At 74.2% G+C, this 11,503-nt stretch carries 10 protein-coding genes; 5 read left to right on the top strand and 5 right to left on the bottom strand.

The window, feature by feature from the left end; translation table 11 throughout:
* Positions 1 to 502: 502 nt before the first annotated feature.
* The 3 genes from B5D80_RS02425 to mqnE all read right to left on the bottom strand — a co-directional run bounded on the left by B5D80_RS02425 (position 503) and on the right by mqnE (position 2,516).
* Complete coding sequence (locus B5D80_RS02425) at positions 503 to 775, bottom strand: DUF4229 domain-containing protein (protein WP_088642075.1); 273 nt, start codon at positions 773 to 775, stop codon at positions 503 to 505.
* 107 nt (positions 776 to 882) lie between these two features.
* Positions 883 to 1,323 (bottom strand): hypothetical protein, encoded by a 441-nt coding sequence (locus B5D80_RS02420; RefSeq protein WP_088642074.1) that lies wholly within the window; start codon positions 1,321 to 1,323, stop codon positions 883 to 885.
* Between the two features lie 23 nt (positions 1,324 to 1,346).
* A complete protein-coding gene (mqnE, locus tag B5D80_RS02415) occupies positions 1,347 to 2,516 on the bottom strand; it encodes an aminofutalosine synthase MqnE (protein WP_088642073.1) in 1,170 nt (389 codons plus the stop codon).
* A gap of 246 nt (positions 2,517 to 2,762) precedes the next feature.
* Between mqnE and B5D80_RS02410 the strand changes: the two genes are divergently transcribed.
* The 4 genes from B5D80_RS02410 (at position 2,763) to B5D80_RS02395 (ending at position 9,264) form a co-directional block, all read left to right on the top strand.
* Complete coding sequence (locus B5D80_RS02410; protein WP_088642072.1) at positions 2,763 to 4,340, top strand: C40 family peptidase; 1,578 nt, start codon at positions 2,763 to 2,765, stop codon at positions 4,338 to 4,340.
* Positions 4,341 to 4,472: 132 nt separating this feature from the next.
* Complete coding sequence (locus tag B5D80_RS34080) at positions 4,473 to 6,260, top strand: hypothetical protein (protein ID WP_144081541.1); 1,788 nt, start codon at positions 4,473 to 4,475, stop codon at positions 6,258 to 6,260.
* A 253-nt stretch (positions 6,261 to 6,513) separates the two neighbouring features.
* Positions 6,514 to 8,514, top strand: coding sequence for a DEAD/DEAH box helicase (locus tag B5D80_RS02400; protein WP_088642070.1), 2,001 nt, complete (start codon positions 6,514 to 6,516; stop codon positions 8,512 to 8,514).
* 129 nt (positions 8,515 to 8,643) lie between these two features.
* Positions 8,644 to 9,264, top strand: a complete 621-nt coding sequence (locus B5D80_RS02395) for a putative glycolipid-binding domain-containing protein (protein ID WP_088642069.1) — start codon at positions 8,644 to 8,646, stop codon at positions 9,262 to 9,264.
* 66 nt (positions 9,265 to 9,330) lie between these two features.
* Here the strand turns inward: B5D80_RS02395 and cds1 are convergent, their stop codons facing one another.
* A complete protein-coding gene (cds1, locus tag B5D80_RS02390) occupies positions 9,331 to 10,422 on the bottom strand; it encodes an L-cysteine desulfhydrase Cds1 (protein ID WP_088642068.1) in 1,092 nt (363 codons plus the stop codon).
* An 81-nt stretch (positions 10,423 to 10,503) separates the two neighbouring features.
* Entirely contained in the window at positions 10,504 to 10,962 is a 459-nt protein-coding gene (locus B5D80_RS02385; protein WP_088642067.1) for an Lrp/AsnC family transcriptional regulator, read from the bottom strand.
* A gap of 268 nt (positions 10,963 to 11,230) precedes the next feature.
* On the opposite strand from B5D80_RS02385, the gene B5D80_RS02380 reads away from it, so the two are divergent.
* Complete coding sequence (locus B5D80_RS02380) at positions 11,231 to 11,497, top strand: BldC family transcriptional regulator (protein ID WP_084261470.1); 267 nt, start codon at positions 11,231 to 11,233, stop codon at positions 11,495 to 11,497.
* Positions 11,498 to 11,503 lie beyond the last annotated feature (6 nt).

The raw sequence follows: 11,503 nt of genomic DNA, 5'->3' as shown, positions 1-11,503 counted from the left end.
CCCCCCCCCCCCCCCCCCCCCCCCCCCCCCCCCCCCCCCCCCCCCCGGCCGGGGTGGGCACGATCAGACGGACCCGGTCGGACGGGATGATCGGCTCCCGTGGGCCGAAGTAGCGGCATCACCGTCCGGCGACACCCCTACCTCGCCACCCTTGAGTGGATCTTGGTCGCCAGAGCCCTGATCCATCCAGGTCAGCCTGGAAGCGATCCGTCCAGGGGGCCGAAAGAGCGGCATCACCACTCGGCGATACCGCCACCGGCCCGACCCGGAGTGGTTTTCTCGCCCGACCAGGCCCAGATCCCCTCCCCGGTCTGCCGAAAGATCGACTCAGGTGAGCCGAAGTAGCGGCATTACTGCTGGGTGATACCGCTACTTCGCCGCACTGGAGTGGATCTCAGGGTCGTCCGGCCGGGCAGCGGGGCGCGCGACCGATACGGGCCGGGCAGGGCGCGAACGCGCAGGGTGTGAATGCGTGCGCGGGTCGGGCGGGGGTCAGGGGGAGTCAGGGGCGGGGGTCACCCTCGGCGGGGTGGTCGTCGCCGGCCAGGGCGGAGCGCAGCCGCTCCTTCTCCGCCCGACGTCGCTCGGCGGCGGCGGCCACCTCCTCGGCCATCTCGTCCCGCCAGCCCCGCAGCAGGAAGAACGACGCGGCGGCCGAGAAGATCAACGCCACCATGAGCTTGAGGAACAGGTTCATCCCGACCGGCCACAGTGCCACCACGACCAGCAGGAACAGCCCGATCCGGGCCAGCGTGTACTTGACCGCCGCGCTCACCGGACCACCCCAGCTCGCGACTGCGGGGCTCGCACAACCCGCTCACTCCTCGCGCTCATGTCTCTCCCCACTCCCTGCCTCTGCGTCGGGGCTCCCACGCCGGTGGCTCAGCCCGTGCGTCGGGCCAGCCAGTGCACGCCCTGGAACCAGAGCACCGCGTACCCGACGGTGAACCCGAGCGCGGCCAGCCCGCCGGTGAACAGCGGCGCGAGCCCGGACGCCAGGCCCGCCACCAGCAGCCCGGCGAGCACCGCGACCACCGCGGCGGACAGGGCCGCGACCACCCGGGCCGCGCCGAAGTCCCAGGCCCGGAAGTCGTCCCAGAACAGCCAGGCCGGCAGGATCACCGCGAGCCAGCCGTTGGTACGACCGAAGTCACCCGCGCCGGCCACGGCGAACGCCCAGTCGAAGAGCACCAGCGCCAGCACACCGATCACCCAACCGGCCAGGCTCACCCCGAGCAGGTCACCCAGGCTCAGGATGCGTCCCTCGGCGTCCCGGCGGGGAAACCCGCTGCGCTGCTGCGCGGTCGGCTGCTGTCCGGTCATGGTGTGACGAGCATACGGCCGGGTCAGGCCCAGACCTGCTGCGGCTCGGCACGCCGGGACGCCAGTGACGGCGCCCGGTCGTACTCGCGGACGACGTTGTAGCGGGTGTCCCGCTCCACCGGCTGGAAACCGGCGTCCCAGATCAGGTTCAGCAGGTCGTCGCGGTGCATCGTGTTCGGGGTGCCGTACGAGTCGGCATCGTGGGTGATCTTGTATTCGACGACCGAGCCGTCCAGGTCGTCCACGCCGAAGTTGAGCGAGAGCTGGGCCACCGACAGGCCGTGCATCACCCAGAAGTTCTTCAGGTGCGGGACGTTGTCGAACAGCAGCCGGGAGACCGCGAACGTCTTGAGCGACTCGGCCGGCGACGCCATCGTGGTGCGCGCCTGGATCCGGTTACGGATCTTGCCGTCCGCCGAGTCGACGAAGTCGTGCTGGTAGCGCAGCGGGATGAAGACCGCGAACCCGCCGGTCTCGTCCTGCAACTCGCGCAGCCGCAGCACGTGGTCGACCCGGTGCCGGGGCTCCTCGATGTGGCCGTAGAGCATCGTCGCCGGGGTCTTCATGCCCTTGGCGTGGGCCAGCGCGTGGATCCGCGACCAGTCCTCCCAGTGGCAGGCGTGGTCGACGATGTGCTGGCGGACCTCCCAGTCGAAGATCTCCGCGCCGCCGCCGGTCAACGACTCCAGGCCGGCGTCCATCAACTCGTCGAGGATCTCGTCGGCCGATAGGCCGCTGATCTTCTCGAACCACTGCACCTCGGTCGCGGTGAAGCACTTGAGCTTGACGTTGGGCAGCGCCGCCTTCAGCTCGCGCAGCACCTTGGGGTAGTAGCGCCAGGGCAGGGTGGGGTGCAGGCCGTTGACGATGTGCAACTCGGTGAGCTGCTCGTCCTCCATCTCCTTGGCCTTGCGGACCGCCTCCTCGATACGCATCGTGTACGCATCCTTCTCGCCCGGCTTGCGCTGGAACGAGCAGTACGCGCACGAGGCGGAACAGACGTTCGTCAGGTTGAGGTGCCGGTTGACGTTGAACATCACCCGTTCGCCGTTCAACTCCGTACGCCGGTGGTGGGCCAGCCGGCCCAACCAGGTCAGGTCGTCGCTCTCGTAGAGGGCGATCCCGTCCGAGCGGGTCAGTCGCTCCCCCGCGTACACCTTCTCTTCGAGCTCACGCTTGAGTCCGGCGTCCATCGAAAAGCCACGTCCCTTCCACCTGCGGTCCCGATCGAGCCTACGTCGGACGACCGACAGGTCGGCAGGACGGGCACCGCCAGCGACCTACCTCACCCGTACTCCCAGGGTTCTCCAAGCTGCCACCGCATCGACATCGTTGTCCCGGTGCGGTAAGACAGGATGGGACGCGGCGCACACCGGCGGCGTTCCGGGTCGCCGCGCCCACCTCACGCGGTGACACCATCACGCGGCACAGGGAGCGGAATGGTCGACAGCGGGCACAGGCGACGGCAGCGACGACGGGTTCCGGTGATCTCCCCGGTGCTGCGTCCGGCGCTCTGGTCGGCCCTGCTCGGCGCGGTCGCCGCGATGGCCCTGGCCACCCCGGTCTACGCCGACCCGGCACTGCCCAACACCGTCCCGGACACCGGTTCCCGGCCGGTGGCGACCGGCGGGCTGCGGCTGCCCGGCGCGGCGGCCCCCGGCTACCCGACCGCCGGCCAGCCCGGCGGCCCGACCACGCTGCCCGTCGGTGGCCTGCCGACCAGCCCGCTGCTGTCCCAGATCGACACCCTGACCGCGCAGAACGGCCAGCTCGCCGACCAGCTCCTCCAGCTCGAGAAGCAGCGCGACGACGCCCGCGTGCAGCTCACCGGCGTGCAGGGCGAGCTGACCCGGGCCCGGGGCGCGCTGACCGTGGCCGAGCAGCAGGCCAACGCTGTCGCCGCGAACGCCTTCAAGGCCGCCGCCGCCCTGCCGCCCGGCGAGTTCGCCCGCGACCTGCACGGGCTGAGCGTCCTGCAACGGGTCTCCCGGGGTGAGCAGGCCGACGGCGAGACCACGGCGGCGGCCGGCGAGCTCTCCCGGGCCCGTACGGCCGAGCAGGTCGCCGCCCAGGCGGTGACCGCCGCCACCGACCGGGTCCGGCGTGCCGAGGAACAGTTCGCCGCGGTGCAGAAGGCGCTGCGCGACAACGACGCCAAGATCGCCAAGCTGCGGGCCGACAACCAGGCCCAGCTCATCGCGCTGGAGAAGCAGCAGGAGGCCGCCGAGCAGAAGCTCGGGTCGGCGTACGTCGAGGGGCAGAGCAGCAGCGGCCTGAACGCCAGCCCGCAGGCGCTCGCCGCCGTGCGGTACGCGCTGGCGCAGCTCGGTGACCCGTACCTCTGGGCGGCCGAGGGCCCGGACCGGTTCGACTGCTCCGGTCTGATGTGGGCGGCCTACCGGTCGGCCGGCTACTACGACCTGCCCCGGGTCGCCCGTGACCAGTACTACGCCACCCGCGGCCGGACGGTCTCGCAGAGCGCCCTGCTCCCCGGCGACCTGCTCTTCTTCGCCTCGGGCAGCAGCTGGACGACCATCCACCACGTCGCGATGTACATCGGCAACGGGCGGATGGTGCAGGCACCGCGCAGCGGGGACGTGGTCAAGATCTCCCAGGTGCGGTGGTCCGGCCTCTACGCCTCCACCCGGGTCGTCGGCGCGGTGACCAGCCCCGGGGCCCCGGTCACCCAGCCTCCGCCGCCCACCCCGAAGCCCACCACGGCCTCGCCGAAGCCGACCACCCCCACCCCGAAGCCCACCACGGCGTCGCCGAAGCCGACCACGCCCACGCCCCGGCCGACCGGAGGGTCGACCACCGCCCCGACGAAGCCGCCGCCCACCCCGAGGCCGTCGGTCACCTCCACGCCGCCGGCCCCCACGCCGACCAGGACCGCCGACCCGACGCCGAGCCTCACCGGTTCCGGCACCCCGGACCCGGAGGACAGCGGCACGGTGGAGAGCAGCCGGTCGGCGTCCGCCCCGGCGTCGGCGGGTGCCTCGGCGAGCACCGGGAGCTGACCGGCCGGCACCGTCCCGACCGTCCCGTCGGCACTCCGGCTGTGCCGACGGGACGAGATGTGGCACGGTGACACGAGGCACATCCGGTCACCGTTCGCGGGACGCGGGTGCGAGGGTGCGCGGAGGGCGATCATGGGCGAGCAAGAGGTTCCGGTGGGGCACGTCGACCAGGGACCGGTGCCCGATCCGGCCGGGCCCGCCGCCCGCGCCGACGACGCCGGGCGGGCCACCCCGGACCCCGTCGACGCCCCGCCCCGCCCCGACCGGGTCACCAGCACCCCGGCCTGGCCCGGCCCGACCGTCGACGGCACGGCCCGCGCCACGGCCAGCGTACGTACCGTGACCGCCCCGCCCGAGGGTGACGACCTGCCGGCGGGGCCGGCGACCGCGACCACCTACCGGGCCGGCACCCCCGCCGCCGAGCCGGCCGTACCGGCCTCCCGAACACCCGAGCCGGGCGGCTCCGCCGGCGGCGGCCCGACCCCGGGCGGCCCGGTCACCGCCCCGACCTCCCGGGCATCCGACCAGGGCGATCCCGTCGGCGGCAGCCCCGCCCAGGCCGGCACGGCGAGCGTTCCCGGGCAGCGCGACGGCTCGGACGGGGGCACGGCACGGGCCAGCGTCTCCGTCCCCGGGCTCAGCCGGGTCTCCGCCGCCGAGGCGGAGGGCGCGGCGGCCGACGCGGGCACCCGGCCCGGGGACGCGGCCCCCGGGGTGTACCGGTCGACGCCGGTCAACCCGGAGCCACCCGAGCCCGCGCAGCCCCCGGAGCCGGCCCAGCCCCCGACCCCGCCGACGCCGGAGCCGGAACCCGCCCCCGAACCGTCGCCGGCCCCCACGCCCGCGCCGGCCCCGGCCCCGACGCCGGTCACTCCCGAGCCGCCGGCCCCCGGCCCGTTCCCCGCACCGGTCCCGCCGCTGCCGGGTCCTGTTCCGGTCCCACCCGGACCGGTCCCACCCGTACCGGGGCCGCCGCTGCCGCCCCCGGGCCCGGCGGTGCCCCCACCCCCACCGCCACCCGGCCCGATGCCGGCACCCCCGTTCCCCCCGCCGCCGGCCGTGCCCGGCACCCCAGCGACCTTCCGGGCCAGCGCCTCCGTCACCGTGCCCGCGACCGGCGGCACCGTCGCCCCACCCACCTCGGCACCCCCGGCCGCCAGCCTCCCGGCCTCGGCACCCCCGGCTTCCGCGCCCCCGGCCCCGGCCTCCCCCGTCTTCCGGCCGCCCGCCTCCGCACCTCCAGCCGCGACGCCCGCCGCCTCCACCCCACCGGCCTCCGCACCTCCGGCACCCTCCGCCTTCGCCCCGGCCTCCGCGCCCCCGGCAACCTCCGCCTTCACCCCGCCGACCTCCGCGCCCCCGGCAACCTCCGCCTTCACCCCGCCGGCCTCCGCGCCTGTCGCCACGGCGGGTACCGGCCGAACGGATGCCGGCAGCGCGGGAACGGGCAGTGCGGCAGCCGGTACGGCCATGCCGACGTTCCGGGCCCCGGTCGTGCCCGACCCGGTGGGTGACGGCGCGACCTCGGCGCTGCCTGTGGTACCGGCCCCCGCGCTTCCCCACTGGCCGGCGTCCGGGTCCGCACCGCGTCGTACGGCAGGCGACAGCACCCGCTCCTCCTCCGGTACGCCCTACCGGGGCGGCCCGGACCTGGCCAGCGTCGGCTACGGCGGCACCGACGGCCCGGGGCACGCCACGGTCGCCTTCCCGGCCGCCAACCCGGTGGAGAACTCCGGCTCGCTGACCGGGCACATCCTGGCCCAGGGCTGGTCCGACACGCCGGCCCCGCGATCCCGGACCACCCGGGTGGTGATCGTGCTCGCCGCCTCGCTGGGGCTGCTGGTGGCGATCAGCGTGCTGGTCGTCCTGCTCGCCAACGACGTGATGGACGGGCTGGTCGGCGGCATGCTGTCCCAGTGAGGCCGGCCGACCGGGGCCCGACGGCGCAATGCGGTGGAGGGGGCCGCCGAGCAGGTGGGGATGCCCGGAACGGGTGAGTCCGCCCACTACCGGCTCGGAGCCCACTGGCGACGTCGCCGGAGCGCCGTACACTTGTCGGGATCACTGACCCGGCGCGCGTGGCGTGCCCCTGGGCGATCTTGCGGGCGATTCGGCGGCGTTCCCATGCTGCGGCGGGCCATCGCGAAGATGCGCCCCGCTCGAAAGGCATTTCTTGACCACCTCCGTTTCCCCCGGCACCAGTCCGTCCGCCCACGACCTCCCGACCGACGACGTCACCCCGGTCACCCCCGTCGGCTTCGCCGACCTGGGCCTGCCCCGGCAGCTCGTCGACGCCCTCGCCCGTCAGGGCATCACCACCCCGTTCGAGATCCAGCGGGCCACCCTGCCCGACGCCCTCGCCGGCCGGGACGTCCTCGGCCGGGGCCAGACCGGCTCCGGCAAGACCCTCGCCTTCGGCCTGCCGATCGTCGCCCGGCTGGCCGAGCTCAACCGGGCCCGGCCGCTGCACCCGCGCGCCCTGGTCCTCGTCCCCACCCGTGAGCTGGCGATGCAGGTCAACGACGCGCTGCTGCCGCTGGGCAAGGCCGTCGGGATCTTCCTCAAGACCGCCGTCGGCGGCGTGCCGTACGACCGGCAGATCGACGCGCTGCGGCGGGGCGTCGAGATCGTCGTGGCCACCCCGGGCCGGCTCGGCGACCTGATCAACCGGGGCGTCTGCGTCCTGGACGACGTCGAGGTGACCGTCCTCGACGAGGCCGACCAGATGGCCGACATGGGGTTCCTCCCCGAGGTCACCGAGCTGCTCGCCAAGACCCCGGCGGACGCCCAGCGGCTGCTGTTCTCGGCCACCCTGGACGGTGACGTCGACGCCCTGGTCAAGCGGTTCATGACCGACCCGGTGACGCACTCCACCGCGCCGTCGACCGCCTCGGTGTCCACGATGGACCACCACCTGCTGCTGATCCCGCCGCATGACAAGTTCGCCGTGGCGGCGTCGATCGCGGCCCGGTCCGGCCGGACGATGCTCTTCGCCCGCACCCAGCTCGGTGTCGACCGGCTGGTGGAACAGCTCGGCGCGGTGGGCGTACGGGCCGGTGGGCTGCACGGCGGCAAGACCCAGCGGATGCGTACCAAGACCCTCGCCGAGTTCCGTGAGGGACGGATGGACGTGCTGGTCGCCACCGACGTGGCGGCCCGGGGCATCCACGTCGACGGGGTGTCCCTGGTGCTGCACATCGACCCGCCGAAGGACCCGAAGGACTACCTGCACCGGGCGGGGCGTACCGCGCGGGCCGGCGAGTCGGGCGCGGTGGCCACGCTGGTGCTGCCCAAGCAGCGGCGGACCACGCTGGCGATGCTGGAGAAGGCGGGCGTGGAGCCGGCCGAGACCCGGGTGCGGGCCGGCGACGCGGTGCTCGCCGAGCTGACCGGTGCCCGTGAGCCCAGCGGTGTCCCGGTCCGCGAGGAGCCCGAGCCGCGCCGGCACGGCGACCGCCCGCGCCGCTTCGGCGACCGGGACGCTCGGGGCTACGGCGACCGGGGTCACGGCGGTCGGGACGGCCGTAGCGGCTACGGCGGGGAACGGCCGCGCGGCAGCTACGGCGCGGAGCGACCGGCCCGGGAGCGGAGCTACGGCGACCAGGGCGGCGACCGGCCGACCGGGGACCGCCGCTACGGCGACCGCCCGTCCGGTGACCGCGCCGCCCGGGACGACCGCCCCACCGGCGACCGGGGCTACGGCGACCGGACCGGGGGCGGCGACCGGGGCTACCGCGAGCGCACCGGCGGCTACCGCGAGCACAGCGACCGCAGCGGCGGCGAGCGGGGCTACCGCGACCGCCCCACCGGCGGGCCCGGCTACGGCGAGCGGACCGGCGGCGGGCAGGGCTTCGGCGAGCGGACCGGCGGGGGTTACCGCGAGCGGCCGAGCGGCGAGCGCGGCTACACCGAGCGTCCCCGGACCGACCGGAGCTTCGGCGACCGGGGCGACCGGGGTTACGGCGACCGGCGCTTCGGCGAGCGCAGTGAGCCGCGCTTCGGCGACCGGGACGCCCGGGGCGAGCAGCGGTCCGGTGAGCGCCGGTTCGGCGGCGGCGACCCGCGTGGCACCGACCGTCGGGGCGGGTTCCGCACCGAGGGACGGGTCCGGGACGACCGGCCGCGTGACGACCGGCGGGGTTTCGGCGGCCGGCCGCCGGCGCGTACCCACTGATCGGACCGGGAGCGGGCCGGCCCGGCCACGGTCCCCCGCGGTTTTCCGACGCCGCCCCGGAGCACCTGCTCCGGGGCGGCGTTCGCGCATGCGCTGCCGTCGACGCCCTGCTGGCGTAACGTCCGGACCATGCCGAGGTCACTTTTCTGGAGCCGGACCGACACCGCCGGGGCCGAGCACGCCGTCCTCGACGACGGGGCCGGATTCGCCGCGCACGGGACCCAACTGGCCGTCGACCCGATCCCCTACACCTGCCGCTACCGGCTGGTGACCGGTTCGGACGGGGCCACCACCTCGCTCGCCGTGGAGGTGGAGGGGGCCGGCTGGTCGCGGAGCGTACGGCTGGAACGCGGCGCGGACGGATGGCGGGTGCGCACCGGCGAGCAGGGTGACCTCGACGCGGCGCTGCGGGCGGTCGGGCAGCCACCGGCCGGGTTGCCCGGCATCGAGGACACCGACCGGCTGCACGCGGCGCTCGACGTCGACCTGGGCGGCTCGGCCCTGTTCAACAGCCTGCCGATCCGTCGGCTGGGGTTGGCGGGGGCCGCGTCCAGCACCGAGCACCGGATCACCGTGGCGTGGGTGCTGGTGCCCAGCCTGGAGGTGGTGGCCGGCGAGCAGGTCTACACCGCGCTCGGGCCGGGGCGGGTGGGGTTCACCAGCGACACCTTCCGCACCGAGCTGGAGGTGGACGGCGAGGGGCTGGTCCGGCACTATCCCGGGCTGGCCGACCGGGCCGACCTGGGCTGACCGGGGAACCAGGCGGGCACGGCCGCGCCGGGTGTCAACCGGGCCGGCTCCCGGTGCCCGCCGGGGTCAGCCCGGCCAGCTTCCGGTGCTGAGGAACCGGTCGATGGTGGCCAGGTGCGGGGCGAGGTCGAGGCCCTGCGCGGCCACCCAGTCGTCGTCGTAGTAGGTGTCGGCGTACCGGTCGCCGGCGTCGCAGATCAGCGTCACCACCGAGCCGGGCCGCCCCTGAGCGAGCAGTTCGGCGATCAGCCCGAACGCGCCCCACAGGTTGGTGCCGGTGGAGCCGCCGACCCGCCGGCCGAGCACCGCCGAGCCGGCCCGCATGGCGGCCAGCGAGGCGGCGTCGGGCACCTGGGTCATCCGGTCGACCACCGAGGGCAGGAAGGACGCCTCGACGGTGGGTCGGCCGATCCCCTCGATCCGGGAGCCCCGGCCGGTGCGTACCGACCAGTCGGCGGCCTGCCACGCCGGGTAGAACGCCGAGTTCTCCGGGTCGACCACGCAGAGTTTGGTGGGCAGCCGCTGGTAGCGGGCGTACCGGCCGATGGTGGCGCTGGTGCCGCCGGTGCCGGCGCCGACCACGATCCAGGCGGGCACGGGGTGCCGTTCCAGGGAGAGCTGGGCGTAGATCGACTCGGCGATGTTGTTGTTGCCCCGCCAGTCGGTGGCCCGTTCGGCGTAGGTGAACTGGTCCATGAAGTGCCCGCCGCTGTCCTCGGCGAGCCAGCGCGCCTCGACCACCACCTTGGCCGGGTCGTCGACCAGGTGGCAGCGCCCGCCGTGGAACTCGATCTGGGCGATCTTCTCGGGTGAGGTGGAAGCGGGCATCACGGCGACGAACGGCAGCCCGAGCATCCGGGCGAAGTACGCCTCGGAGACCGCCGTCGAGCCGGAGGACGCCTCGATCACCGTGGTCGCCGGCCCGATCCAGCCGTTGCAGAGCCCGTAGAGGAACAGCGAGCGGGCCAGCCGGTGCTTGAGCGAGCCGGTGGGGTGCACCGACTCGTCCTTGAGGTAGAGGTCGATCCCCCACTGCCGGGGCAGCGGGAACGGCAGCAGGTGGGTGTCGGCGGACCGGTTGGCGTCGGCCTCCACGGCGGCGATCGCCTCGGTCACCCACCCCCGGCTGGCCTCGTCGCACCGGTCGAGATGAGTCACGTCGGCAACGGTACAAGCGAGGTCGGCTCGGGTTCGGGCCGGCCTGGTGCCGTTGCCGGCGCTGCCGCACCAGCCCCTCGGTCAGGAGGCCGGCGGCTCGATCGGCTGGGGCCGGTTCTCCCACTTGGTCGACAGGGCGATGCCGGTGCGGGTGGAGGCCACCCCGGGGGTACGGCTCAGCCGCACGATCAGCTGTTCCAGCTCGGCGATGGTGCCCACCCGCGCCTTGAGCAGGAAGGATTCCACTCCGGCCATGAAGTAGCAGGATTCGATCTCGGGCATCTGCCGGAACGTCTCCAGCACGTCGTCGGTGTCCCCGCCGGAGTCCTCGACGATGCCGATGAGCGCGGTCACGCCGAGGCCGATCGCCTCCGGCTCGACCTCGGCTCGGTAGGCCCGGATGACGCCGCTGGACTCCAGCTTGCCGACCCGTTCGTGCACGGCCGGCGCGGAGAGGCCGACCTGCCGGGCCAGCTCGGCGTACGACAGGCGGGCGTTACCCCGCAGTAGTTCGACGAGGCTCCGGTCGATCGCGTCCACGGAGGGTGAGCCTATCCGTTGGGGCGTAACGTCCGGCGACCGGCATCCGTTGGATCTGACAGCAGGTGACAGTTCGCAGACCGACGGTCAAGGGAGTCCCGCGCCGGTACCATTTACTAACTTCCCACTCCGTGCGTTTTTCGCGTTTGGCGGACAGGCCAGTTCGCTGGTGCTGTAATTGCCATACGTCCCTCATGACGGCTCTGGGCTCGCACCGGCCGGGGGCAGTGTGTTCAGCCGAGGGCTTCGTCGACGCGAGGAGGGGGCTGTGGACACTGGAGATCGCCTGCTGACACCGGGTGAGGTCGCCGCACTGTTTCGGGTGGACCCGAAGACTGTGACGCGGTGGGCGGCGGCCGGCCGGATAGGCAGCATCCGGACTCCAGGCGGGCATCGCCGGTTTCGGGAATCCGAGGTGCGGGCCCTGCTGGAAGGGGAGGGCATGTTGGACGAGGCGGACGACATGGGCAAGCCACGCAACGTGGGCCCGGCCGCCTCGACCGGGCCGGGTCCGGCCAATGCCGGGATGTACTGAATGGTG

Origin of the sequence: Micromonospora wenchangensis, assembly GCF_002210435.1 — a bacterium.
In the GTDB taxonomy this organism is placed as follows: domain Bacteria; phylum Actinomycetota; class Actinomycetes; order Mycobacteriales; family Micromonosporaceae; genus Micromonospora; species Micromonospora wenchangensis.
The sequence above is the reverse complement of the archived record's forward strand: the minus strand, read 5'-3'. Positions and strand labels throughout refer to the sequence as shown.